Here is a 26113-nt window from a genome sequence, read left to right on the forward strand (position 1 = left end):
GTGAACACGCAGATGCGTCGTGCCGCTGTTGCCGTTGCCGCTGGTGCGATGGCCGTTTCGCTGGCCGCTTGTGGCAGCGCCAAGGAGTCCGGTGGCGGGAGCGACAGCTCCAGCAGCTCCGCCAAGAAGGGCGACGCGATCAAGGTCGGTCTGCTCCTTCCGGAGAACCAGACGGCCCGCTACGAGAAGTTCGACAAGCCGCTCATCGAGAAGAAGGTCTCGGAGCTCACGAACGGCAAGGGCAAGGTCATCTACGCCAATGCCAAGCAGGACGCGAGCACCCAGAACCAGCAGGTCGACACCATGATCACCAACAAGGTGGACGTGCTGATCGTCGACGCTGTGGACTCCGCCGCCATCAAGAGCTCGGTCCAGAAGGCCAAGGACGCCGGCATCCCGGTCGTCGCCTACGACCGCCTCGCGCAGGGTCCGATCTCCGCCTACACGTCGTTCGACAACAAGACCGTCGGCAAGACGCAGGGTGAGGCCCTCCTCAAGGCCCTTGGCTCCAAGGCCAAGGACGGCAAGATCGTCATGATGAACGGTTCGGTCACCGACCCGAACGCCGCTCAGTTCAAGGCCGGCGCCCACGAGGTGCTCGACGGCAAGGTGAACGTGGGCAAGGAGTACGACACCAAGGAGTGGAAGCCGGAGAACGCCAACTCCAACATGGAGGCCGCGATCTCGGCGATCGGCAAGAAGAACATCGTCGGTGTCTACTCCGCCAACGACGGCATGGCCGGCGGTATCATCACCGCCCTCAAGGCCGCCGGCATCAAGGTTCCGGTCACCGGTCAGGACGCCGAGCTCGCGGGCGTGCAGCGGATCGTCTCCGGCGACCAGTTCATGAGCGTCTACAAGCCCTACGCCCCGGAGGCCGACGCCGCCGCGGAGATGGCCGTCTCGCTCGCTCAGGGCAAGTCGCTCGACTCCGTCGCCAAGGACAAGGTCGACAGCCCCACCACCAAGCAGGTCCCGTCGGTGCTCGTCCCGGTCACCTCGCTGACCAAGGACAACATCAAGGACACCGTCGTCAAGGACGGCGTCTACACGGTCCAGGACATCTGCACCCCGGCCTACGCCGCGGCCTGCAAGAAGATCGGCCTGCAGTAACAACCCTCGCAAGTCTCTATCCGCGTACGGGAATTCGGACTTGAATTCCCGTACGGGACTTGCGTGATTCGAAGCCCCTCCGGCGCCCCGCATCCAACAGCCCCGCAAGCTAGGCGGGGCGCCGGACGGAACACCCCTCCAGAAACTTCTGCACAACCTCCCGCCGGGTCAGGCGGCGAAGGAGATGGTTCACGTGTCCGCTACGCCTGTTCTGGCGTTGCGCGGGATCTCCAAGCGATTCGGTGCCGTCCAGGCGCTCACCGACGTCGAGCTCGAGGTCCACGCCGGTGAAGTGGTCGCCCTGGTGGGCGACAACGGCGCCGGAAAGTCCACGCTGGTCAAGACGATCGCCGGCGTGCATCCCATCGATGAGGGCGCCATCGAGTGGGACGGCAAGCCCGTCCAGATCAACCGCCCGCACGACGCCCAGCACCTGGGCATCGCGACGGTCTACCAGGACCTCGCGCTGTGCGACAACATCGATGTCGTCGGCAACCTCTACCTGGGTCGCGAGCTGAAGAAGCGCGGCATCCTGGACGAGGTCGAGATGGAGCGCCGCTCCCGCGAGCTGCTGGACACGCTGTCGATCCGCATCCCCAGCGTCCGCATCCCGATCGCCTCGCTCTCCGGCGGTCAGCGCCAGACGGTCGCGATCGCCCGATCGATGCTCGGTGAGCCGAAGCTCGTCATCCTCGACGAGCCCACCGCCGCCCTCGGCGTCGAGCAGACCGCCCAGGTCCTCGACCTGGTCGAGCGACTCCGCGAGCGGGGTCACGCGGTCATCCTCATCAGCCACAACATGGCCGACGTCAAGGCCGTGGCCGACAAGGTCGCCGTCCTGCGCCTCGGGCGCAACAACGGCATCTTCGAGGTCAAGTCGACCTCCCAGGAAGAGATCATTTCCGCCATCACGGGCGCCACGGAGAACGCCGTGACCCGTCGTGCGGCGCGCAGCAGCAACGGGGAGGCTCAGAAGTGAGCATCGACAAGACTTCTGAGACCCCTGAGGGTGCCGTGGAGAACCCCGAGGCGGCCGCCAAGGCCGTCACCGTGGTCGACCCCCGGCTCCTGGTCCGCGAGCAGGGCTTCGCCGGCTACGTGGGCGAGTTCAAGCGCAAGATCAAGGCGGGCGACCTCGGTTCCATCCCGGTCGTCATCGGCCTGATCATCATCTGGGCGATCTTCGCGTCGCTGAACTCGAACTTCCTCACCGCGGGCAACCTGTCCGACATCTCCGTCGCCATGGTCGGCACGGGCATGATCGCGGTGGGCATCGTGTTCGTGCTGCTGCTCGGTGAGATCGACCTGTCGGTCGGTTCGCTCTCCGGTGTGGCCGGCGCGACGTTCGCCGTGCTCAGCGTCACGCACGGCATGAACGAATGGCTCGCGTTCGTCCTGGCCATCCTCACCGGCACGGTCGCCGGTGCGATCCAGGGCTTCTTCTTCGCGCGGATCGGTGTGCCGGCGTTCGCCGTCACGCTGGCGGGTCTGCTGTTCTGGAACGGCCTCATGCTCCAGATCCTCGGCAGCAACGGCACCATCAACCTGGACAGCGAAGGCGTCGTCGCCAAGCTGACCAGCTACTACTTCACCGATGTGGCCGCCTCGTACGTCCTCGCGATCGTCGTGACCGCCGGGTTCTTCCTCAGCTCCTTCCTCGGCAACCGTCGCCGTGAGGCGGCCGGTGTGCCGTCGCGTCCGCTGAGCGAGACCATCGCCCGCACGGTGCTGCTGGGCATCCTGACCTTCGCCGTGGCGATCGTCTACAACCAGTACAAGGGCCTGCCGCTCGCCGTGGTGATCTTCGTCGCGGTCCTGCTGCTCACGGACTTCGTGCTGCGCCGCACCTCCTACGGCCGGAAGATCTTCGCGCTCGGTGGCAGCGTCGAGGCCTCCCGTCGTGCCGGTATCAACGTCGAGCTGATCCGCATCTCGGTCTTCTCGATCTCCGGCACCTTCGCCGCGGTCGGCGGTCTGTTCATCGCCTCGAAGATCGCCTCCGCCAACCAGGGCGCCGGCGGTGGTGACCTCCTGATGAACGCCATCGCGGCGGCCGTCATCGGTGGCACCAGCCTCTTCGGTGGCCGGGGCCGCACGTGGAACGCCCTCCTGGGTGTCCTCGTGATCGTCTCGATCCAGTACGGCCTGGCCCTGCAGGGCATCGCCTCGCCGGTCCAGTACATGATCACCGGTGGTGTGCTTCTCGCCACGGTCGTCATCGACGCCGTCACCCGCAAGACCCAGAAGACGGCGGGTCGCGCGTAGGGTTCACGCCCTTCACAGCCCTGTGCCCGGCACCAATGGCGGTGCCGGGCACAGTCATGTCCGGAAAGCGAATGCGTGTTCCCGTCCGGTACGGCCGATCGTGTGGCGTGGATCGCCGGGCCCGGCCCGCGGCCGCAAAGGCGGAACATTAGACTCGACAAGCCCGGCAACAGCTCTACTGCAAGGAGGCACGGGTGCCGCTGCTGACCCGCATCACGGGACCGCGCGATCTGGACCGGCTCAGCCTGGAGCAGCTGGACCAGCTGGCCGGCGAGATCAGGACCTTCCTCGTGGACGCGGTCTCCAAGACCGGCGGCCACCTCGGCCCCAACCTCGGTGTCGTGGAGCTGACCCTCGCCCTGCACCGCGTCTTCGAGTCGCCCAAGGACAGGGTGCTGTGGGACACCGGCCACCAGTCCTACGTCCACAAGCTGCTCACCGGCCGCCAGGACTTCTCCCGGCTGAAGATGAAGGGCGGCCTGTCCGGCTACCCCTCGCAGGCCGAGTCCGAGCACGACGTCATCGAGAACTCGCACGCCTCCACGGTCCTCGGCTGGGCCGACGGTCTGGCGAAGGCGAACGAGGTGCTCGGCCGTGAGGACCACGTGGTGGCCGTCATCGGTGACGGCGCCCTCACCGGCGGCATGGCCTGGGAGGCGCTGAACAACATCGCCGACGCCAAGGACCGCCCGCTGATCATCGTCGTCAACGACAACGAGCGGTCGTACGCACCGACCATCGGCGGCCTCGCGAACCATCTGGCGACCCTGCGGACCACCGACGGCTACGAGCGCTTCCTGGCCCGCGGCAAGGACCTCCTGGGGCGTACTCCGGTCGTCGGCAAGCCCCTCTACGAGACGCTGCACGGCGCGAAGAAGGGTCTGAAGGACTTCATCGCCCCGCAGGGCATGTTCGAGGACCTCGGCCTGAAGTACGTCGGACCGATCGACGGCCACGACATCGAGGCCCTGGAGTCCGCCCTCGCCCGCGCCAAGCGGTTCGGCGGCCCGGTCATCGTGCACTGTCTCACCGAGAAGGGCCGCGGCTACCAGCCCGCCCTCCAGGACGAGGCGGACCGCTTCCACGGCATCGGCCCGATCCACCCCGACACCGGCCTGCCCATCAAGGCCTCCGGCGCCGACTGGACCTCCGTCTTCGGCGACGAGATGGTCGCGCTCGGCACGGAGCGCGAGGACATCGTCGCGATCACCGCAGCGATGCTCCAGCCGGTCGGCCTGAAGAAGTTCGCCGACGCCTTCCCGAACCGCATCTACGACGTCGGCATCGCCGAGCAGCACGGCGCCGTCTCCGCGGCGGGCCTCGCCACCGGCGGACTCCACCCGGTCTTCGCCGTCTACGCGACGTTCCTCAACCGGGCCTTCGACCAGGTCCTGATGGACGTGGCCCTGCACAAGTGCGGAGTCACCTTCGTGCTGGACCGCGCGGGTGTCACCGGCACCGACGGCGCCTCGCACAACGGCATGTGGGACATGTCGATCCTCCAGATCGTCCCCACCCTCCGGCTCGCCGCACCGCGCGACGCCGACCAGGTCCGTGCCCAGCTCCGCGAGGCCGTCGAGGTGACGGACGCGCCCACCGTGGTCCGCTTCTCCAAGGGTGCGGTCGGCCCGGCCGTGCCCGCCGTGGGCCGGATCGGCGGCATGGACGTCCTGCGGGCGCCCGGCACCGACGCACCGGACGTGCTCCTGGTCTCCATCGGCGCGCTCGCCCCGATGTGCCTGGAGATCGCGACGCTCCTCGACCAGCAGGGCATCTCCACCACCGTCGTCGACCCGCGCTGGGTCAAGCCGGTCGACGAGGCGATGGCGCCGCTCGCCGAGCAGCACCGCGTCGTCGTCACCGTCGAGGACAACTCGCGCGTCGGCGGTGTCGGTTCCACGATCGCCCAGGCACTGCGCGACGCGGGCATCGACGTACCGCTGCGCGACTTCGGCATCCCGCCGCGCTTCCTCGACCACGCCTCGCGCGCCGAGGTCATGGCGGAGATCGGGCTGACCGCGCCGGACATCGCCCGGCAGGTCACCGGCCTCGTCGCCAAGCTCGACGGGCGCTACGAGCGCAGCACCCCGCAGGCCGTGGACGCGGTGGAGCCCGCGCGCGACTGACGCGGGGACAGCGCGACAGCAGGGCCGAAGGGCCGGTTTCAGCACCCTGGACGGGTGGTGAAACCGGCCGTTCGCGTTAACGGGGCCCGCGTCGGGGCATACGTGTCACCCGCCCTCTCGATGATGTCGAGGACGACAAGCGTGGGAGGTACGCCCGTGAGGAACACCCTCTTCAGGACGAAGAAGATCGAACAGTCGATCTCCGACACCGAGGAGCCGGAGCACGCACTCAAGAAGTCGCTGTCGGCTCTGGATCTCACCGTGTTCGGTGTCGGTGTCATCATCGGCACCGGCATCTTCGTCCTCACCGGCAAGGTCGCCAAGGAGAACGCGGGGCCGGGCGTCTCGCTGGCCTTCGTCGTCGCGGGCGTCGCCTGCGGCCTGGCCGCCCTCTGCTACGCGGAGTTCGCCTCCACGGTCCCGGTCGCGGGGTCCGCGTACACCTTCTCCTACGCCTCCCTGGGGGAGCTGCCCGCCTGGATCATCGGCTGGGACCTCGTCCTGGAGTTCGCGCTCGGCACGGCGGTGGTCGCCGTCGGCTGGTCGGGCTACGTCCGATCGCTGATGGACAACGCGGGCTGGCATCTGCCCGAGTCCCTGAGCGGCCGTGACGGGGCCACCGGGTTCGGCTTCGACATCCTCGCCGCCGCCCTGGTGCTGGTCCTGACCGCCATCCTCGTCGTCGGCGTGAAGCTCTCCGCCCGGATCACCACCCTGGTCGTGGCCATCAAGGTCACCGTCGTCATGATCGTGATCATCGCGGGCGCCTTCTTCATCAAGGGCGACAACTACAAGCCGTTCATCCCCAAGGCGCAGAACGTGGAGGCGGGCAGCGGCATCAAATCGCCGCTGATCCAGCTCATGTTCGGCTGGGCCCCCACCAACTTCGGCCTGCTCGGCATCTTCACCGCCGCCTCCGTGGTGTTCTTCGCCTTCATCGGCTTCGACGTGGTCGCGACGGCCGCCGAGGAGACGAAGAACCCGCAGCGGGACATGCCGCGCGGCATCCTCGGCTCGCTCTTCATCTGCACCGCGCTCTACGTCCTCGTGTCGATCGTGGTCACGGGCATGCAGAAGTACACCGAGCTGTCCGTCGACGCGCCGCTCGCCGACGCGTTCAAGGCCACGGGGCATCCCTGGTACGCGGGTGTCATCAGCTTCGGCGCCGCCGTCGGTCTCACCACGGTCTGCATGATCCTGCTGCTCGGCCAGACCCGCGTCTTCTTCGCGATGAGCCGCGACGGGCTGCTGCCGCGGTTCTTCTCCCGCGTCCACCCCCGCTTCCGCACCCCGCACCGGCCGACGATCCTGCTCGGGGTGATCATCGCGATCGTCGCGGGCTTCACGAGCCTCAGCGAGCTGGCCGAACTGGTCAACATCGGTACGCTCTTCGCCTTCGTCGTGGTCGCGGTCGGCGTCGTCATCCTCCGCCACACCCGCCCCGACCTGCACCGTGCCTTCCGCACCCCGCTGGTGCCCTGGGTGCCGATCCTGTCGGTGCTCGCGTCCCTGTGGCTGATGCTGAACCTGCCCGCCGAGACCTGGCTGCGATTCGGGATCTGGATGGTCATCGGCTGCGCCGTGTACTTCCTGTACGGCCGCACGCACAGCCGCCTGGCCGGCTCCCAGGACCCGTCCCCGAGCACCGGCGGCACCCCGCCGGCAGGCCCCCCGTCGAGCGGCCCCACGGCCTAGCAGGCCCTTCGCGCCACAGCCCTCCGGCCCCGTACTTTCCCCGCCCCGGCGTGGACGTACGGGGCCGGAGGCGCGCGAGGGACGGGTTCGGAGCCTGTTCGGAGGCCGGTTTCGCAAGCCGGTTCGAAACGGTTCAGGAAGCGGGGCGTACGGTGCGCGGGCCGGTGACCTCGGCGCCCAGTTCGGTCACCCGCCGCCGCAGTTCGCGGTCGGCCGTGACGACCAGCCGGGGGCGGTCGGGTGACCCGGCCACGAGCTCCACGATCCGGTCGTCACCGCTGCCCGGGGCCTCGTCCACCCGGACCCCGGGGACGGAAGCGACGCCCCGGGCGGCGCCCTCCACCACGAGGACGATCTCCAGCGGGCCGGGACGACCGGGCACCCCGGCCTCCGCGAGACCGGCCAGCCCCTCCCGGAGCCGCTCGGCCGCTCCACGTCGGTCGCGCCACCATCCGTCGGGCACGGATCCGACCACGTTGGCGCCGTCCACGATGAGCAGAGTCGTCATGCCCTCACCCTGCCAGAGCGCTCCCGGCCCAGCCCCGCGTCACGACGGCCAGGGCTTCGGCGGCCCGGGCCGCCTGACGACTGTTCCTTCGCGGTCCCGGGGCGAATTCCACGTGCAGGAACGGTACCCGTGCGTCGGCCGCCGTCCGGCCCTGCACGTTGTCCCGCCCGGCGAGCGGGCAGGAACGTGCCCAGGCACGGCACACGGCGAAGTCCCGGTCGCCCAGCGCGTCGGCGAGCCGGCGGCCGTCGGTGAGACCGTCCTCGCCGGCTCCCGTCGAGGCGATGACGTCGTAGTGCGGGGCCGACTTCTCGGCGAACCCGTGCAGTTGGATGCCGGGGACAGCGCGTCGGACGAGTTCGGCGCAGATCGTGTGGAACACCGTGTCCCGTCGGTGGGCCACGTCCGCCGCATTACCCTCTCCCGATTTGCGATGTGCGCCAGCAATCACAAGGAGACCTCCTGGCGCACCCCTGAGGACCCGTATCCCGAGCAGCTCCGTATCCTGGTCGGCGACCGGATGGGGGACCTGCACCGACCATCGGACCGGGTGTTCCAGGTCGACGAAGACGCGTCCCCAGCCGCGTGGTGACGGTCCCTGGTCGACGCGGTCGTACACCTCTGCGAATCGTCGGCCGGTCGAGCCGTCGACGACGGTGCGCAGGGCGAAGTCCACCTCGGCGAGTCGCTGTTCAGCCTGCTCACGGCGGCCCTCGAGGAGGAGGCCGACCCCCTCTGCGATGGTTTCCCGCTCGGTGCGGGACGGTGGCTGGAAGGCGCCGTCCGGGGCGAACCGGTCGGTGTAGGCGCCGACGGAGCGCGCCAGGTCGACGGACGGAAGGCCGTCTCCGTTCTCGTCGACGGAGGGGCTCTTTCCCTTGTCGTGGCTTCCGCGCACGACAACCGTGCCCAAACCGGCCAGAGTGGTGAGGAGTAGGAGAAGTGTTGCGATCGTTATCGTTCTGGAGCGGTTTGCCCTCATGGTTGTATCAAGATATCTCGGTGACCAGACGTCGTAGCCGCCGCACCCTGCCCGCTCTCCTGACCCCGCTCGCCCTCGCCGGCGCCCTGGCGGGGTGCGGTCTCGTCGGAGGCGGCGAGGACTCCGACTCCTCGCCGAAGGGCGGTGGCCGGTCGTTCACCGTCGCCGCGGCCGGGGACATCCTGATCCATCCTCAGCTGATCGACCAGGCCGGTGCCGACGCCAAGAAGACGGGCAAAGGGACGAACGGCCTGGACTTCGGCCCGCTGATGGCCGGGATCAAGCCCGTGATCAGCAAGGCGGACCTGGGGATCTGCCACATGGAGCCGGTGATCGGCAAGCCGAAGGGCCCCTTCGAGAGCTACCCGAACTTCCTCATTCCGCCGCAGATCGCCGGGACCATCAAGGACGTCGGCTACGACACCTGCTCCACCGCCTCCAACCACTCGATCGACCACGGGTACGAGGGAGTGAAGCGCACCCTGGACACCTTGGACGCGGCCGGCCTGAAGCACACGGGCTCCTTCCGGACGAAGAAGGACGCCCTCACCCCGCTGATCATGGACGTGAAGGGCGTGAAGGTCGCACAGATCTCCTTCGCCTTCGGCTTCAACGCGCACGAGCTGCCCAAGGACAAGCCCTGGCTGGTCAATCAGAACGACCTGAGCCGGATCAAGGCGGCGGAGAAGCGGGCCCGCGCGGCCGGCGCCGAGGTCGTGATCCTGTCCATCCACTGGGGTCGCGAACACCATCCCAACCCCTCGACCCCGCAGCTCAAGTTCGCCCGGCAACTCGCGCGCGAGACCACGGTCGACCTGGTCATCGGCCATCACGCGCATGTCGTGCAGCCGATGGAGAAGGTCGACGGCACGTGGATCGCGTACGGCCTCGGCAACCAGGTCGCGCGTCACGACGTACCCACGGGGTTGACCGAGGAGGGCGTGATCGGCTGGTTCACCTTCACGCAGCACGGTGGCACGTGGGACGTCCAGGCACGTTACGAGCCGACCCTCGTGGAGATTCCGCCGGACCCCGAGGTCACCACGGACGGCACTCCGGCCGAGCCCGCCAAGGGGCAGGTCGAGAACTATCGGCTGGTGGACGTGGCAGCCGAGCTCAAGCGGGACGACCTCAGCGACCAGGAACGCTCCCGCCTCCGGCTGGCCTTCGAGCGGACCGAGGGAACCATGCTGAACCGCGGCGCGGCGAAGGACGGCCTGGAGCCCCTCACGGAACTGCCCGGCTGAGAGAACCGGACCTCAGGACGCGCCCGGCCCCCGCGAGGGGCCGGGCGCGCACCACGTCCGAGACCGGACTGTGTTCGGCGAGGTGGAGGTGTCCCCGGCCGGATGTCCGAAGCCCGACATCTGCCTGAACTTCACCTGAACCGGAATTGACGACTCCTGCCCGAAGATGCCCATCTAAAACATGATGTTGCCCAGATCACTTTTGATCTGTGCAACTTCCTGACGGCTTCGCTGGTCTGACACGCGCGGAGACTCGGTTTTCCCACTTGTGTTCCCGCGCCACACCCGCACCCGAACGCGGGCCGTTTCCGTGCCCGCACGCCCGTACAACCGCTTGAGAGGAACCGTCCGTTGGCGCCATCGCCCCCGGCGCGGCAGCACCGTGCTCGCCGCAGAGCTGACATGTCGCTGCTTGGCGGCATACGACCGCCCATTGGGGTTCTGTCGGCGCTCCTCCTCTCCCTGGCGGCCGTCACAGCACTCGTCCTGGGCCCGGCTGGGGACACCTCCGTGCCCAAGGCCGTGCAGACCTCGCAGCAGCACTTCGCGGAGGACGGCGCCATCGCGATGCGTGCCTCCATCGATGAGTCGGTGACCGACCTCGACCGCTCCGCCGCGCTGTTCAGCGCCGGTGCCCCGGTCTCCGCCGACACCGTCCTCGACAAACTGGGCAACACGTACCAGAAGTGGATGGGCACGGCGGTCGTCGAGATCCGGTCCGGCAAACTCGTCGCGACCCGCGGCGAGACTGTGCCGCTGACCTCCCTCGACCGGTCCACGCTCGGTGACGAGGGCGGACTCGCGCCCCGCATGGTGCGCCTCGAGAACGGCGAGATCCGGCTGCTGTCGTTCGCGCTGCTCTCCTGGCCGGGGAAGCCGCAACTGCTGCTCGTCGCCTCCAACAGCCTCAAGTTCCCCGGCATCAGCCTCGGCCAGTTCCGTTCGATCGCGGTCGTGGACCGCTCCGGGACGATCCTCAGCAGCGACGGCATCCCCGAGCCCGAGCAGGTGCTCACCGACCTCCAGCGCGAAGAGGTAGCCGCCTCCAACAAGCAGCTCAAGGCCTTCGCCAAGAAGGCCGCCGGCCGTGCCGCTCAGCACCCGCTCAGTAGCAAGGAGCCCGGCTCCGGCGGCTACCTGGGAGTCAGCGGCAGCCTGCTCGGCGGCAGCTTCCTCAGCGACCGGTCCGTGGCCGGCTACGCCGCCCTCTCCTCGCCCGAACCCGGCGAGACCACGACCGCGACGGCCCTCGGCCTCACCGTGGTCGCCATGGTGAAGGTCGCCGAGGACCCCACCCGATCGACCTCACCCGTCTTCGGGCTGATCGCTGCCGGAGCGCTCCTCGTCGTCGGCGGCATCGCCGTCGCCGTCCTGCTCGGCACGGTGCAACGACCTCTCATCCGGCTCTTCCTGGAGTCGCGCCGCCTCACCCGCGGCGACCTGGCCCGCCCGGTGAGCGTCCCCGGCTACGGCGAGGCACGCCGGATCGGCCTGGCCCTGGAACGGCTGCGCGGACAACTGCTCGGCGGACCCGCGGAACGGGACGACTCCGCGCCGCGCCCGCGTGGCCTGCGCCGCGTCGGCACCCGCGCCCTCCTCGCCGTCTGCGCCGTCCTCCTCCTGGCCTGGTCCGCCCCGCTGCTGCTCATCCTGAACCGCGCCGACGGCACCGTCGTCGTCCCGCAGCAGCTCGTCAACGACCAGCGGGAACGGACCGACACGCTCACCGACCGGGTGCGCCGCGCGCTCAACGAGGGCGAGGCCGACCTCCAGTCCGTCGCCACCCTGATCGGCGACCGCACCACCCCGGCGGACATGACCAAGGTCCTCGACCGCACCCTCAACCAGCACCTGCGCTACCAGGCGCTCTACGTCGTCGACGCCTCGGGGGACGTGGTCGCGGGGGTCGGCGACGAGCCCCGCGAGGCTCGGCCCAAGCCCGCCACCGCCGACCCGCTGCAGCTGCTCGGCCGGGGCGGCAAGAAGCCGCTCGTCGTCGGTACCGCGGAAATCCCCGGCCGTGACGGCTCGGCGCTTGTCGGCGAGTTCCGCATCGACTTCCTCAACTCCGTGCTCAAGCGGCCCGGCCTCGGCGTCGTCCGCCTCGTCGACGAGAAGGGCGAGGTCATCGCCGGCAACACCGGCTACCTCGCCTTCCAGTCGCTGCCCGACGAGCGCCTCAAGGACCTGGTCTCCGCGTCCGGCCAGAAGGTCGGCAAGTCCGCGCACGCCGCCGGTGTCCTCTACCGGGAGAACGGCGTGCAGATCGCCGCGGCGGCCCCCTTCGTGGGCGGTGGCGCGGCCAAACAGCTCGGCTGGACCGTCGTCAGCTGGCAGCCCGCCGACCGGCTCGCCATCCCGGAGTACGACGTCCAGCACCGCACGGTGCTCGCCGGACTGCTCGGCGCCGCGGCGGCGGCCGCCTGCCTCGGCTGGATGCACATCGTGGTGGCCCGCCCGCTGCGTGCCCTGGCCGCCCAGGGCGAGTCACTGGCCGACGGCGACCGCAAGACCGTCCTGTTCCCGCGCAACCACGACGAGGTCGGCGCGGTAACCCGCTCCTTCGAGCTCGTCCGCCAGCAGCTCCAGGAGCAGCGCAGACAGCAGCCAACGCCACGCCGGAGCGCACCCGGCACGGCCCAGCAGCAGCACGTTAGGAACTGATCGGCCGTGCTCTTCCTCTACACCGTCCTTATGGTGTGCTGCGCGATCCTGCTCGTGGCGGGCATCGTCGAACAGCGGCGCCATTTCACCAACCTGGACAACATCCCCACCCGCGTGCTGGTCAACGGCATCCGCGGCAAGTCGTCCATCACCCGGCTCTGCGCCGGCGCGCTGCGCGGCGGCGGCCTCACCACCGTCGCCAAGACCACCGGCACCGCCGCCCGGTTCATCCATCCCGACGCCACCGAGGAGCCGGTCTACCGCAAGTTCGGCATCGCCAACGTCGTCGAGCAGATCGGCATCGTCCGGCGCGCTGCCGCGTACAACCCGGACGCGCTCGTCATCGAGTGCATGGCAGTGATGCCGGCGCTCCAGGAGATCAACCAGTCCAAGCTGATCCGCTCCACGATCGGCGTGCTGTGCAACGTCCGTGAGGACCACCTGGCGGAGATGGGCCCCACCCTCGACGACGTGGCCCGTTCGCTCTCGCGGTCCATGCCGGAGGGCGGCATCTGCGTCACCGCCGAGCAGGAGCGCTTCGCGATCCTCCAGGAGGAGGCCGACTCCCGCGACTGCAAGCTCATCTACGCCGACCCGGAGACGGTCTCGGACGACGAGCTGCGCGGGTTCAGCTGGTTCACCTTCAAAGAGAACGTGGCGATCGCGCTCACCGTCGCCGAACTGCTCGGCGTGGAGCGGGAGACGGCCCTCCAGGGCATGTACGACGCCCCGCCGGACCCCGGTGTCCTCTCCGTCGAGCGGTATGTCACCGAGGACGGCAAGAAGGTCCGCTTCGCCAACGTGTTCGCGGCCAACGACCCCGAGTCGACACTGATGAACATCAACCAGCTCCTCGACCTCGGCGCCATCCACCGCCCCCTCAACGTGGTCATCAACTGCCGCCCCGACCGCGTCGAGCGCAACGGCCAGATGGGCGAGATCATCCCGGAACTGGACCCCGACAAGGTCTTCGTCATCGGCCACCCGGCGAAGAGCGCCATCGACGCCATGCCCGCCGAGTACCGCTCCCGTGCGGTCGACCTCGGGGGCGACCGCCGTGACCCGGACGAGTTCATGCGGCGCCTGCTCGCCGAACTCGGTCCGGACAGCTCGCTGGTGGCCATCGGCAACATCCACGGCCAGGGCGAGCACCTGCTGGAGCACCTCGCCGAACTTCCCGCCGACGAGAGCGCCGACGACGGAGCCGGGAGCGACGCCGTCGGCCGAAGGGACGCCAAGGGGAACGGGCCCGGCGCCTCCGCCGCCCCGCACACCGCGGTGGCGGTGCGCGAGCACGTCGAGACCGTCCAGCTGTACGCGCCGCGGATCGACCCGTACCAGCGGTACTCGGAGGCGTACGAGACGCGGTACGCACCGCAGACCAACCAGCCCCCGGCCCACGTCCCGACGCAGCGTTCCGCGGACAACCCGTACCCGCAGTCGGCGCAGTACGCGAACCGGCCGCAGCATCCGCACCCGACCGAGGGGGCGGCACGCGAGAGCCGCCGGCCGGAGCAGGCGCGCGCTACCTGGCCGGACGTATCGCAGGGACCCGCCGCCGCGCGGCCCCAGCCGCCCGGGCGCGGCGAACAGCCCCCGTCCCGGGGGCTGTTCGAACCCCGTGTTCCTCCCACCCACCCCGCCGACGACCAGCAGTGGCACAGCCCAGGAGAGCCCCGTTGATCCCCTCCGTCCTCACCCCCGAGATCGCCGCGATCGGCATCGGCCTGGGCCTGATGTTCTCGCTGATCTGCTATCTCACGACCAACCTCTCACCCGGCGGCATGATCACGCCGGGCTGGCTGGCGCTCACCCTCATCGAGGACCTGCAGCGCGCCGCCCTCGTCGTGGGTGTCACCGTCCTGACGTACGTCACCACGCTGCTCCTCCAGCGCTTCGTGATCCTCTACGGCAAGCGTCTCTTCGCCGCCGTCGTGCTGTCCGGCGTGCTGATCCAGGCGACCGTGATCATCGTGCTCCAGATGGAGTTCCCGCTGCTCTACGCCAACCAGACCCTGGGCTTCATCGTCCCGGGTCTCGTCGGCTACCAGCTGGTGCGCCAGCCCAAGGCGGCGACGCTGCTGTCGACCGGCTCGGTCACGCTCGCCACCTATGTCGTGCTGACCGCCGGAATCCTTCTCGGCGCCATGCCGACCGCCTGACCCGCCTTCTCTTCGGAACCTCTGGAGCCGTCACCATGCCGAAGCGCAAAGGCCGTCCCGTTCTTCACGCGGCCACCGTCCTCGTGCTGCTCACCGGCAGCGCCTTCCTCACCTTCGAACTCCGCAAGGACGAGGAGGCGAAGGTCCCGGCCGTGCAGGCCGTCACCGACCGGCCCGACCTGGAGAACTCGGGGAAGGCCACCGGCAAGCAGACCTGGGAGCGGCTGAACAATCCCACGCGCTCCGTCCTGCGCGGGGAGAACGGCGACATCCTTGCGACCTTCACGGACGGAGCCCGCACCGCGACCCTCCGCGGCCCCTCTCGCACCTTCACCGAGCCGGCCAACACCCAGTCCCGCGTGGTCACCCAGGACTGGGTGCGTCTCATGCCGGAGGCCTGGCGGAAGGGCGCCGAGAAGGAGAAGTGGTTCAAGGACTGGTTCAAGGAGTTCTACGGCAGCGAGGCCGACGACATCTTCGCGATCGCCTTCCAGTACGTCGACGGCGCGCCGGTGAAGAAGGACGACGAGGGCGTTCCGTACGCGGGTGACGCGGTCTTCGGTCCGTTCAAGGACGACGGTGTCGACCGTCTCGAACAGAATGACTTCTACGACTACCTCGGTATCAACTACACGTTCCGCGACGGTTCCACCATGCAGGCCCGCAAGGAGCGCTACCGGGCCCTGGACTGTTCCGGCTTCATGCGGATGATCTGGGGCTACAGGGCCCGCTACCCCCTGATGGCCAGCAACACGTCCGGCGACGGACTGCCGCGCAGTGCCGACGGCATGGCCCGCTCCAAGGTGGGAGTCGACATCCTGAAACTCTCCGGTCCCGCCCCCTGGTACACCCGTCCCAAGAACATCGATGTCGTCCAGCCCGGTGACCTGCTGTTCTTCAAGATGGACCACCGCACCGGCAACCACCTCGACCATGTGGCCCTGTATCTGGGCGTCGACACCGACGGGCACCGCGTCTTCATCTCCAGCCGTAAGGAGGTCAACGGGCCGACCATGGGTGACAAGGGCGGCGCGTCCCGGATCGACGGCAACGGCTTCTACGCCGGGCTGCTGCGCAGCGCCAAGCGCCTGTGAGCGGGCGGGGGCGGGCCTCGGCGGGCGGCGCGTCCCCGATTAAGGTGAACCGGTGAACGTCGACTGGCTCATACGCGGCCGCGACGGCAGGCTCAGTGTGTACCTGCTGTCGGAGGCCGCCGTCCGCTGCCGGGCGGAGCGTGGACCCGGTGGCCCCTGGGACCCGCCGCGCACCGTGGGCGGCGGCCAACGCCTGCACCCCGTACTGGCCCTGGGCCAGGGATCCGACCGTTACGCCCACCTCGTCTCCTGGCGTCCGACGGTCCGTGACGAGTCCGGCCTCGTCCACTCGACCCACTACCGGCCGGACCTCGCCGCGCTCGACTGGCACCCGATCGGGCATCCCAACCGCACCGGGGACCGGACCGGCACCCCGGCCGTCGCCGTCGACGCGCAGGGGCGTGCCCATGTCTTCGTCCGCAACAAGGGCGGCGGGGTGAGCATGATCGCGCAGAAGCTCAAGGGCGGCTGGGGGCCCTGGCGCGACCTCAAGGGGCGCGATGTCCAAGGGGACTTGGCGGCCGTCACGGGAACGTCCGGCCTGGTCGAGCTGTACGCGGCCGTGCCGGACGGTGTCCTGCACTGGCGCCAGGAGGAGGCGGGTGGCCAACCGGCCCTGGAGGAGGCGCTGGAGGCACCGGTCCGCGCGGACACCCTGCGCGCGCTCGCGACGTCCTTCGACTCCACCACGCTCTTCTTCACCGACGCGTCGGGCGACGTGTGCGCCTGGCGTCCCGGCGCCAAGCCCGCGCCCGTCCTCGCCTCCGCCGGACCCGGGCCCGTCTGCGCCATCCGCTGCGAACTCGACGGGCACGACTGCACGTTGCTCGCTCAGCGGTCCGCGAGCGGGCGGGTGGCGTTCGCCGCGTATCCCACCGAGGACGAGGCGGCCGGGGCGTGGTGGACGGAGTCGGGGCCCGAGCTTCCCGCCGACGCGTTGGTGTCGTTGGCGGAGGACGAGCACGGGCGGGTCGTCGCCGCGAGTCTCTCCCCGGCGACCGGGGAACTCCTGCTCACCCGGCGCAAGCCCGAACCGGTTCTCGCCCTGGAGCCCTGGCACCCGGTGTGACCCGGGAGGCTCCTTTCGCCCCCTCCGCCCCTGTCCGTCCCGTACCCGGGGCGCTGCCGTGGGACCCCGTTCCCAATCGCCGGAGGGGCTGGATTCTCCTCGTCGGCTCCCCGGACACGACGGTGCCCCGCAGGCCGACTGGCCTGCGGGGCACCGGTGTGACTCAGCGGAGCGTCACGCGGGGACCGAGGCGAGGCCCTGCGCGAGGAAACGCTTGCCGGTGGCCCGCTCGGAGACACCCTCGCGGTCCAGGTACGGCGTGATCCCACCGAGGTGGAACGGCCAGCCGGCACCGGTGATCAGGCAGAGGTCGATGTCCTGCGCCTCGGCGACGACACCCTCGTCGAGCATGAGCCGGATCTCCTGGGCGACGGCGTCCAGGACGCGGTCACGGACCTGCTCCTCGGTCAGGACGGAATCGCCCTGCTGGAGGAGAGCCGCCACCTCGGGGTCCAGCTCCGGCTTGAAGCCGTTCTCGGCGGAGTAGACGTAGAAGCCGCGCTTGCCCGCCTTGACGACCGCCGCGAGGTTCGGGGAGACCGTGAAGCGGTCCGGGAAGGCCCGGTTGAGGGTCTCCGAGACGTGCAGACCGATCGCGGGACCGACCAGCTCCAGGAGGACCAGGGGAGACATCGGCAGGCCCAGGGGCTCGACCGCCTTCTCCGCGACCTCGACCGGCGTGCCCTCGTCGATGACGTTCTGGATCTCGCCCATGAAGCGGGTGAGGATGCGGTTCACGACGAACGCCGGGGCGTCCTTCACCAGAACCGCGGTCTTCTTCAGCTTCTTGGCGACGGCGAACGCCGTGGCGAGCGAGGCGTCGTCCGTCTGCTCGCCGCGCACGATCTCCAGGAGCGGGAGGATCGCGACGGGGTTGAAGAAGTGGAAGCCGACGACCCGCTCGGGGTTCTTCAGCTTCGACGCCATCTCGCTGACCGACAGCGAGGAGGTGTTGGTGGCGAGGATCGCGTGCGCCGGGGCGACCGCCTCGACCTCCGCGAACACCTGCTGCTTGACACCGATCTCCTCGAACACGGCCTCGATGATGAAGTCCGCGTCGGAGAAGCCCTCGGCCTTGTCGAGCACACCGGAGACCAGGGCCTTCAGGCGGTTGGCCTTGTCCTGGTTGACGCGGCCCTTGAGGAGCAGCTTGTCGATCTCGGCGTGGACGTAGCCCACACCCTTGTCGACGCGCTCCTGGTCGATGTCGGTCAGCACGACCGGCACCTCCAGGCGGCGCAGGAACAGCAGCGCCAGCTGGGAGGCCATCAGGCCCGCGCCGACGACGCCGACCTTGGTGACCGGACGCGCGAGGGACTTGTCCGGCGCGCCCGCCGGACGCTTGCCGCGCTTCTGGACCAGGTTGAAGGCGTAGATGCCCGCCCGCAGTTCGCCGCCCATGATCAGGTCGGCGAGCGCCGTGTCCTCGGCGTCGAAGCCCTTCTGCAGGTCCCCGTCCTTCGCCGCGGCGATGATGTCGAGCGCGCGGTAGGCGGCCGGAGCGGCCCCGTGCACCTTGCCGTCGGCGATGCCCCGGCCGCGCGCGACGGCCTGGTCCCAGGCCTCACCGCGGTCGATCGCCGGGCGCTCGATGGCGATGTCGCCCTTGAGGACGGCGGCCGTCCACAGCAGCGACTGCTCCAGGAAGTCCGCGCCCTCGAACAGCGCGTCGGCGATGCCGAGGTCGTAGACCTGGCCGCCCTTGAGCTGCTTGTTCTGGTTGAGCGAGTTCTCGATGATCACCGAGACGGCCTTGTCGGCGCCGATCAGGTTCGGCAGGATCGTGCAGCCGCCCCAGCCGGGGACCAGACCGAGGAAGACCTCGGGCAGCGAGAACGCCGGCAGGGCCGCGGAGACGGTCCGGTAGGTGCAGTGCAGACCGACCTCGACGCCACCGCCCATCGCCGCGCCGTTGTAGTAGGCGAAGGTCGGGACCGCGAGGCCCGACAGCCGCTTGAAGACCTCGTGGCCGCCCTTGCCGATGGCGAGCGCGTCCTCGTGCCGCTTGAGCAGCTCGACACCCTTGAGGTCGGCGCCGACCGCGAAGATGAACGGCTTGCCGGTGATGCCGATACCGACGATCTCGCCGGCCGCGGCCTCCTTCTCGACCTGGTCGAGGGCGGCGTCGAGGTTCGCCAGCGACGCCGGGCCGAAGGTGGTCGGCTTGGTGTGGTCGAAGCCGTTGTCGAGCGTGATCAGCGCGAAGCGCCCGGCGTTGAACGGCAGGTCGAGGTGGCGTACGTGCGCGGACGTCACGACCTCGTCGGGGAACAGCTCGGCCGCGCCCTTGAGGAGTTCGGTGGTGCTCACTTGTCGCCTCCGGCGTCCTTGTGGTGCGGGTTCTCCCAGATGACCGTGGCGCCCATGCCGAAGCCGACGCACATGGTCGTGAGGCCGTAGCGGACCTCCGGCTGCTCCTCGAACTGGCGGGCCAGCTGCGTCATCAGACGGACGCCGGAGGAGGCGAGCGGGTGGCCGTAGGCGATGGCGCCGCCGTACTGGTTGACGCGCGCGTCGTCGTCGGCGATGCCGTAGTGCTCCAGGAACGCGAGCACCTGGACGGCGAAGGCCTCGTTGATCTCGAAGAGGTTGATGTCCTCGATCGACAGACCGGCCTTCGCGAGCGCCTTCTCCGTCGCCGGGATCGGGCCGTAACCCATGACCTCCGGCTCGACACCCGCGAAGGCGTACGAGACGAGGCGCATCCGCACGGGCAGGTCGTGCTCGCGGGCGAAGTCCTCGGAGGCGATGATCGAGGCGGTCGCGCCGTCGTTCAGACCGGCCGCGTTGCCCGCGGTGACCCGGCCGTGCACGCGGAACGGGGTCTTGAGACCGGAGAGGTTCTCCAGCGTGGTGCCCGGACGCATCGGCTCGTCGGCGGTGACCAGGCCCCAGCCCGTCTCACCGACCTCCGCGTTGGTGTTGCGCACCGAGACGGGCACCAGGTCCTGCTGGATCTTGCCGTTGGCGTACGCCTTGGCGGCCTTCTCCTGCGAGCGCACGGCGTACTCGTCGGCGCGACGCTTGGTGATCGTGGGGTAGCGGTCGTGCAGGTTCTCGGCGGTCATGCCCATGAACAGGGCGGACTCGTCGACCAGCTTCTCGCTGACGAACCGCGGGTTCGGGTCCACGCCCTCGCCCATGGGGTGACGGCCCATGTGCTCGACACCGCCGGCGATGACGGCGTCGTACGCGCCGAAGGCGATGGAGCCCGCGGTGCTGGTGACGGCGGTCAGCGCGCCCGCGCACATGCGGTCGATGGAGTAGCCGGGGACCGACTGGGGCAGCCCGGCGAGGATGCCGGCCGTGCGCCCCAGGGTGAGGCCCTGGTCGCCGATCTGCGTGGTCGCGGCGATGGCGACCTCGTCGATCTTCTGGGGGTCAAGACCGGGGTTGCGGCGCAGCAGCTCCCGGATGGCCTTCACGACGAGGTCGTCGGCGCGGGTCTCGTGGTAGATGCCCTTCGGGCCCGCCTTGCCGAACGGGGTGCGGACGCCGTCGACGAAGACGACGTCCCTGACGGTACGAGGCACGATGGCTCTCCTCCAGATGCGGGATGGCACTGCTGCGCGGGCACACGCCTGAGCGCGCGCTCAGCACCCATGCTACTTACGAGTAACCATCGTGCCCAGTCCCGCGGCCGGGAGCGGCGAAGGTCACATCCGTAAGGCGTACGCAGGGATCCGCGGGCAGGGCGGCGTGTGCTCCCGCCCGGCTCGCGGATCTTGGCGTGATCTCGACGCTCCGGGCCGGCCTCCGGAGCCCGTTCGGCGTAGTCCCGGTGGCCACAGGCGTCGCGGCGCGCCCCTTCAGGGGCTGTCCAAGGCCCTACGAGGGGTCTCTAGGCCGCCTTCAGGGACAGCGCGGTCACCAGGACGGGCGTGACCAGCTCGACCTGCCAGGGCCGCGCCCCGTACCCGGTGAGGGCCGCGCCCACGGACTCGGCGTCCGGGGTCGCCGGCGGTTCCCAGCACACCCGCCGCACGGTGTCCGGGGTGATCAGGTTCTCCTGCGGCATGTTCAGCTGCTCGGCCAGTGCCGACACGGCGGCCCGCGCGGCGGAGAGCCGGGCGGCGGCGGCCGGGTCCTTGTCGGCCCACGCGCGCGGCGGCGGCGGACCGGTCACCGGCTGCCCGGGCTGCGGCAGCTCGGCGTCCGGCAGTTCCCTGGCCCGGTCGACCGCGGCCTGCCACTGGTCCAGCTGGCGCCGTCCCATGCGGTGTCCGAAGCCGTTCAGCGCGGACAGCGCGTGCACGTTGGCCGGCAGACCCAGTGCGGCCTCGACGATGGCCGCGTCCCCGAGCACCTTGCCCGGCGAGATGTCCCGGCGCTGCGCCACCCGGTCCCGGGTCTCCCACAGTTCCCGCACGACGGCCATCTGCCGGCGGCGGCGGACCTTGTGCATGCCGGACGTGCGGCGCCACGGGTCCTTGCGCGGCGGGGCGGGCTCGGCCGCGGCGATGGCGTCGAACTCCTGGCGGGCCCAGTCCAGCTTGCCCTGCCGGTCGAGCTCCTTCTCCAGGGCGTCGCGGAGGTCGACGAGGAGTTCCACGTCGAGCGCGGCGTAGCGCAGCCAGGGCTCGGGCAGCGGGCGGGTGGACCAGTCGACGGCGGAGTGGCCCTTCTCCAGGACGAAGCCGAGGACGCTCTCGACCATGGCGCCGAGGCCCACGCGGGGGAACCCGGCGAGCCGGCCGGCCAGCTCGGTGTCGAAGAGGCTGGTGGGGATCATGCCTATCTCGCGGAGACAGGGCAGGTCCTGGGTCGCGGCGTGCAGCACCCACTCGGCGCCGGAGATCGCCTCGCCGAGGCCCGACAGATCGGGACAGGCGACGGGGTCGATCAGCGCGCTGCCCGCGCCCTCGCGGCGCAGCTGCACGAGATAGGCGCGCTGGCCGTATCGGTACCCGGACGCGCGTTCGGCGTCGACGGCCACCGGGCCGGTGCCCGCGGCGAACGCCGCGACCACCTCGGCGAGGGCGGCCTCGTCGGCGATCACCGGCGGAATGCCCTCGCGGGGCTCGAGCAAGGGGATCGGCGCCGATTCGACGTCGTCCGGAGGGCCGCCTCCGGTGGTTCGCAGTGAGCTGTCTGCTGCGGTCTCTTGGGCGTCGGTCACCTGTCAAGGGTATCCGTGTATGGACAACGCCCGTCGACGGAACGTTCCGTCGACGGGCGTCTGAGGGTCGTAAACCAGTCAGCTCGGTGAAAGATCCGGTTCACGCACAGGGGGGAGGAGGCCGGGTGGGGGAGTGCGGAGCGGTGCGGGGGAGAGGTCAGTGGATGATGCCGGTCCGCAGCGCGACCGCGACCATCCCGGCGCGGTCACCCGTGCCGAGCTTGCGGGCGATGCGGGCGAGGTGGCTCTTGACGGTCAGCGCGGACAGGCCCATGGAGACGCCGATGGCCTTGTTCGACTGGCCCTCCGCGACCAGGCGCAGGACCTCGACCTCGCGGCCGGACAGTTCGCGGTAGCCGCCCGGGTGGCTCGGGGCACCCGGGGGGCGGCGGTGCATACGGGCGGCGGCCGAGCCGATGGGCGCGGCGCCGGGCCGGGTGGGGAGCCCGACGTTCGTACGGGTGCCGGTGACGACGTAGCCCTTGACACCGCCCGCGAGGGCGTTGCGCACGGCGCCGATGTCGTCGGCGGCGGAGAGGGCGAGGCCGTTGGGCCAGCCCGCGGCTCGGGTTTCGGACAGAAGGGTGAGGCCGGAACCATCCGGCAGGTGGACATCGGCGACGCAGATGTCGCGCGGGTTGCCGATGCGGGGACGGGCCTCCGCGACGGACGACGCCTCGATGACGTCGCGCACTCCGAGCGCCCACAGATGGCGGGTGACGGTGGAGCGGACCCGAGGGTCGGCCACGACCACCATGGCGGTCGGCTTGTTCGGGCGGTAGGCGACCAGGCTTGCGGGCTGCTCGAGGAGAACGGACACCAGGCCTCCTGGGGGTGCGGGGACGGGGACCGGCTCTGGGGGGCGAGCCAGGACGAACCGTGCTTTCAAGGTCACAGACGTCTTCGGCATCAAACCCGTGGACCTTTAGAGAATGATCACGATGTGGTGAGTAACAATCCGTGCAATTCGGACACGCGATCGATCATCCGAAGATCGAACCGAGTCGCTCCACGTCGATACGCGGCCGAAAGTGGTCGTATCGACAAAGAAACCGGCAAGCGGGTGAAGACCGGCGGTCGGACGGACGGGGGTGTGGGGGTCGGACGGATCGGGGTCGGGACATGCGAAAGGCGCGCGTCGGAACGCGCGCCTCTCGCGGGGGGGGGGGGGGGGGGAACGGGATCAGCGGGACTGCGGCCCCCGGCGCTGCGGCAGGGTGACCACCGAGGCGTCTCCCGGAGGCACCGGCGGCAGACCGGCGATCTGGCACAGCAGGTCGCACCAGGCCGCGAGGTGCGCGGCGGTGTCCGGAACACCTCCGAGGCCCTCCCGCGGCGTCCAGGACGCCCGGATCTCGATCTGTGAGGCGGCGGGGCGTTCCGAGAGCCCGCCGAAGTAGTGGGAGCTCGCGCGCGTGACGGTGCCGCTCGGTTCGCCGTACGACAGCCCGCGGGCCTTCAGCGCGCCCGTCAGCCACGACCAGCAGACCTCGGGGAGGAGCGGGTCCGCGGCCATCTCGGGCTCCAGCTCCGCCCGGACCAGGGTCACCAGACGGAACGAGCCCTGCCAGGCGTCGTGCCCGGCCGGATCGTGCAGCAGGACGAGCCGGCCGTCGGCCAGATCCTCGTCGTCCGCGACGACCGCGGCCTCCAGCGCGTAGGCGTGAGGCGCCAGGCGCTGCGGTGGTCGCGTCGGGTCGATCTCGATGTCCGGCCGCAGTCGCGCGGCCCTCAGGGCGTCGACGGCCGCCCGGAAGGGCAACGGGGCCGTCTCCACCGCATTCCTGTCCTCCTCCTTCGCGTCGTCCATTCCGCCAGCGCCGTCCGACAGTCGTCCCTGAGCCGCAGCCATGCGGGGAAGATTAAGGGGAACGGAGCCCGCGTGCAGGGAGAGACACCCGTGCGTGGGACCCCTGTCCGGATCGCGCCGCGCGAACACCGCTTTCCGCGCACCCCCTGCGAGGGGGCGCGGTGGTCACCGGGGGTCGCCGGAGCCCGGGACCGGGCGGTCCGCGCGCCGTGGGAGACTTTCCGTCGTGAGCGCCAACCACAGCCCCGCCGGGCAGCAGCCGACAGCCACGTACGAGTCCGCCTTCCTCAAGGCGTGCAGGCGCGAGCCCGTGCCGCACACCCCTGTGTGGTTCATGCGGCAGGCGGGTCGCTCACTGCCCGAGTACCTCAAGGTGCGCGAGGGCATCCCCATGCTGGAGTCCTGCATGCGGCCCGAGCTCGTCGCCGAGATCACGCTCCAGCCGGTCCGCCGGCACGGCGTGGACGCCGCGATCTACTTCAGCGACATCGTCGTCCCGCTGAAGGCCATCGGTGTCGACCTGGACATCAAGCCGGGCGTCGGCCCCGTCGTGCAGAACCCGATCCGCACCCGCGCCGACCTGGCCCAGCTGCGCGATCTGACCCCCGAGGACGTCTGGTACGTCACCGAGGCCATCCAGCTCCTGACGGCCGAGCTGGGCGAGACCCCGCTCATCGGGTTCGCGGGCGCGCCGTTCACCCTCGCGAGTTACCTCGTCGAGGGCGGACCGTCGAAGAACCACGAGCACACCAAGGCGCTCATGTACGGCGACCCGCAGCTGTGGGCCGACCTGCTCGACCGTCTCGCCGAGATCACCTCCGCCTTCCTGAAGGTGCAGATCGAGGCGGGCGCGAGCGCCGTCCAGCTGTTCGACTCCTGGGTCGGCGCCCTGGCCCCCGCGGACTACCGCCGCTCGATCCTGCCCGCGTCCACGAAGGTCTTCGACGCCGTCGCCGGATACGGCGTCCCCCGCATCCACTTCGGCGTCGGCACGGGCGAGATCCTCGGCCTCATGGGCGAGGCCGGCGCGGACGTGGTGGGTGTCGACTGGCGCGTCCCGCTCGACGAGGCCGCCCGCCGTGTCGGCCCCGGCAAGGCGCTCCAGGGCAACCTCGACCCGGCGGTGCTGTTCGCGCCGACCTCGGCCGTGGAGGCCAAGACCCGCGAGGTGCTGGACGCCGCCGCCGGTCTGGAGGGCCACGTCTTCAACCTCGGCCACGGCGTCCTGCCCTCGATGGACCCGGACTCCCTGACCCGGCTCGTGGAGTACGTCCACACCCGGACGGCGCGCTAGCACCGGCCCCGCCGTGACGGCCGGCCCCGCCGGCTCACCAGCCGTGCCGCGCCTGTCTGCCGAACAGCAGGCGGCGCGGTTCGGGCGGCGGCGGGGTGCCGGGGCGCAGCGGCCAGGCCAGCAGCATGCCGGCGAGGAAGCCCACGACGTGCGCGGCGTACGCGACGGTGCCCGCGTCCGGCACCGCCGCACCCGACGAGTACGCGGCCTGGAGCACGAACCAGAAGCCCAGCACGATCCACGCGGGCAGCCGGAGCGGCAGGAACACCAGGAACGGGACCAGCACCCAGACCCTGGCCCTCGGATACAGCACCAGGTAGGCGCCGAGGACCCCCGCGATCGCTCCCGAGGCGCCGATCAGCGGGTCGCCCGAGTCCGCGTTGACCAGCGCGAAGCCGTAGGCCGCGGCGTAGCCGCACGCCCCGTAGAAGAGCGTGAAGCGGACGTGGCCCAGGCGGTCCTCGATGTTGTTGCCGAAGATCAGCAGGAAGAGCATGTTGCCCAGCAGGTGCAGCCAGCTCCCGTGCAGGAACATCGCCGTCAGCACCGACAGTGGGGGCGACTTGTCGTAGTCCGGCGGCCCCAGCACGCATCCCGCGCCGTGCGCTCCGGCCCCGACCTCGCCGGTCGGCACCAGACGCGCCATCCGATGGTGGATCAGTTCCTGCGGCACGGCCGCGTACTGGTCCGTGAACGCGTGCAGGTGGCACAGCTGCGAGAGGGCGCTGTCACCCGCCGCGGATCCGGCCAGACCGGGTGTGTAGAGGAACACGATGACATTGGCGGCGATCAGGGCGTACGTCACATAGGGCGTGCGCCGCGCCGGGTTCACGTCATGGACGGGGATGACCACAAGGAAGTACTGCCCGCGATGCACGGGGTGAATGCGCGGGCCGTCCAGCCCCAGGGCCCCCGCGCCCGGCCGGAGTTCACCACCTCGCCCCACTGAACACACCTGCCCCGCC

Annotated in this window: 20 protein-coding genes; 12 read left to right on the forward strand and 8 right to left on the reverse strand. The window is 70.2% G+C overall.

Annotated features, from left to right (window positions below):
- The first annotated feature begins 12 nt into the window (after nt 1-12).
- The 5 genes from B0675_RS18495 (at nt 13) to B0675_RS18515 (ending at nt 7199) form a co-directional block, all read left to right on the forward strand.
- Nucleotides 13-1113 (forward strand): sugar ABC transporter substrate-binding protein, encoded by a 1101-nt coding sequence (locus tag B0675_RS18495; protein ID WP_081221859.1) that lies wholly within the window; start codon nt 13-15, stop codon nt 1111-1113.
- 184 nt (nt 1114-1297) lie between these two features.
- On the forward strand, nt 1298-2092 hold the full coding sequence (locus B0675_RS18500) for an ATP-binding cassette domain-containing protein (RefSeq protein WP_081219927.1): 795 nt from the start codon (nt 1298-1300) through the stop codon (nt 2090-2092).
- Nucleotides 2089-3378: an ABC transporter permease gene (locus tag B0675_RS18505; RefSeq protein WP_081219928.1), complete on the forward strand. Its 1290-nt coding sequence runs from the start codon at nt 2089-2091 to the stop codon at nt 3376-3378. Before B0675_RS18500 ends, B0675_RS18505 begins: the two co-directional genes overlap by 4 nt.
- Nucleotides 3379-3572: 194 nt before the next feature.
- Nucleotides 3573-5504 carry a 1-deoxy-D-xylulose-5-phosphate synthase gene (gene dxs / locus B0675_RS18510; protein WP_081219929.1) on the forward strand — a complete coding sequence of 644 codons (1932 nt, stop codon included), beginning with the start codon at nt 3573-3575 and terminating at the stop codon, nt 5502-5504.
- A 156-nt stretch (nt 5505-5660) separates the two neighbouring features.
- On the forward strand, nt 5661-7199 hold the full coding sequence (locus B0675_RS18515) for an amino acid permease (protein ID WP_081219930.1): 1539 nt from the start codon (nt 5661-5663) through the stop codon (nt 7197-7199).
- A 133-nt stretch (nt 7200-7332) separates the two neighbouring features.
- Here the strand turns inward: B0675_RS18515 and B0675_RS41005 are convergent, their stop codons facing one another.
- Nucleotides 7333-7707: an NTP pyrophosphohydrolase gene (locus B0675_RS41005; protein ID WP_081219931.1), complete on the reverse strand. Its 375-nt coding sequence runs from the start codon at nt 7705-7707 to the stop codon at nt 7333-7335.
- A gap of 4 nt (nt 7708-7711) precedes the next feature.
- Nucleotides 7712-8620 carry a hypothetical protein gene (locus tag B0675_RS18525; RefSeq protein WP_241539810.1) on the reverse strand — a complete coding sequence of 303 codons (909 nt, stop codon included), beginning with the start codon at nt 8618-8620 and terminating at the stop codon, nt 7712-7714.
- 155 nt (nt 8621-8775) lie between these two features.
- Between B0675_RS18525 and B0675_RS18530 the strand changes: the two genes are divergently transcribed.
- The 6 genes from B0675_RS18530 (at nt 8776) to B0675_RS18555 (ending at nt 16925) form a co-directional block, all read left to right on the forward strand.
- The gene (locus B0675_RS18530) at nt 8776-9936 is read left to right on the forward strand and encodes a CapA family protein (RefSeq protein ID WP_241539957.1); all 1161 of its coding nucleotides are present in this window, start codon (nt 8776-8778) and stop codon (nt 9934-9936) included.
- 402 nt (nt 9937-10338) lie between these two features.
- Nucleotides 10339-12600, forward strand: a complete 2262-nt coding sequence (locus tag B0675_RS18535; protein ID WP_081219933.1) for a cache and HAMP domain-containing protein — start codon at nt 10339-10341, stop codon at nt 12598-12600.
- Between the two features lie 6 nt (nt 12601-12606).
- Nucleotides 12607-14283, forward strand: a complete 1677-nt coding sequence (pgsB, locus tag B0675_RS18540; RefSeq protein WP_081219934.1) for a poly-gamma-glutamate synthase PgsB — start codon at nt 12607-12609, stop codon at nt 14281-14283.
- On the forward strand, nt 14280-14762 hold the full coding sequence (locus B0675_RS18545) for a poly-gamma-glutamate biosynthesis protein PgsC/CapC (RefSeq protein WP_081219935.1): 483 nt from the start codon (nt 14280-14282) through the stop codon (nt 14760-14762). Before pgsB ends, B0675_RS18545 begins: the two co-directional genes overlap by 4 nt.
- Nucleotides 14763-14797: 35 nt before the next feature.
- Nucleotides 14798-15856, forward strand: coding sequence for an NlpC/P60 family protein (locus B0675_RS18550; protein ID WP_081219936.1), 1059 nt, complete (start codon nt 14798-14800; stop codon nt 15854-15856).
- Nucleotides 15857-15908: 52 nt separating this feature from the next.
- Nucleotides 15909-16925, forward strand: a complete 1017-nt coding sequence (locus tag B0675_RS18555; RefSeq protein ID WP_081219937.1) for a hypothetical protein — start codon at nt 15909-15911, stop codon at nt 16923-16925.
- Between the two features lie 174 nt (nt 16926-17099).
- On the opposite strand, the gene B0675_RS18560 is transcribed toward B0675_RS18555, so the two are convergent.
- The 5 genes from B0675_RS18560 to B0675_RS18580 form a co-directional block, all read right to left on the reverse strand.
- A complete protein-coding gene (locus tag B0675_RS18560) occupies nt 17100-19235 on the reverse strand; it encodes a 3-hydroxyacyl-CoA dehydrogenase NAD-binding domain-containing protein (protein WP_081219938.1) in 2136 nt (711 codons plus the stop codon).
- Nucleotides 19232-20458 carry an acetyl-CoA C-acyltransferase gene (locus tag B0675_RS18565; RefSeq protein ID WP_081219939.1) on the reverse strand — a complete coding sequence of 409 codons (1227 nt, stop codon included), beginning with the start codon at nt 20456-20458 and terminating at the stop codon, nt 19232-19234. The genes B0675_RS18560 and B0675_RS18565 overlap by 4 nt, the downstream gene beginning before the upstream one ends.
- A 308-nt stretch (nt 20459-20766) precedes the next feature.
- Entirely contained in the window at nt 20767-22044 is a 1278-nt protein-coding gene (locus B0675_RS18570; RefSeq protein WP_081219940.1) for a ribonuclease D, read from the reverse strand.
- A gap of 157 nt (nt 22045-22201) precedes the next feature.
- A complete protein-coding gene (locus tag B0675_RS18575; protein WP_019073943.1) occupies nt 22202-22864 on the reverse strand; it encodes a response regulator transcription factor in 663 nt (220 codons plus the stop codon).
- A gap of 363 nt (nt 22865-23227) precedes the next feature.
- A complete protein-coding gene (locus B0675_RS18580; RefSeq protein ID WP_179165410.1) occupies nt 23228-23854 on the reverse strand; it encodes a DUF3000 domain-containing protein in 627 nt (208 codons plus the stop codon).
- A 226-nt stretch (nt 23855-24080) separates the two neighbouring features.
- Here B0675_RS18580 and hemE point away from each other — a divergent pair, with 226 nt between their 5' ends.
- On the forward strand, nt 24081-25148 hold the full coding sequence (gene hemE, locus B0675_RS18585) for a uroporphyrinogen decarboxylase (protein WP_081219942.1): 1068 nt from the start codon (nt 24081-24083) through the stop codon (nt 25146-25148).
- A 34-nt stretch (nt 25149-25182) separates the two neighbouring features.
- Here hemE and B0675_RS18590 read toward each other — a convergent pair whose 3' ends face one another.
- A complete protein-coding gene (locus B0675_RS18590) occupies nt 25183-26001 on the reverse strand; it encodes a rhomboid family intramembrane serine protease (RefSeq protein WP_081221861.1) in 819 nt (272 codons plus the stop codon).
- Nucleotides 26002-26113 lie beyond the last annotated feature (112 nt).

This window comes from Streptomyces sp. M41(2017), from assembly GCF_002078175.1.
Classification (GTDB): Bacteria; Actinomycetota; Actinomycetes; order Streptomycetales; family Streptomycetaceae; genus Streptomyces.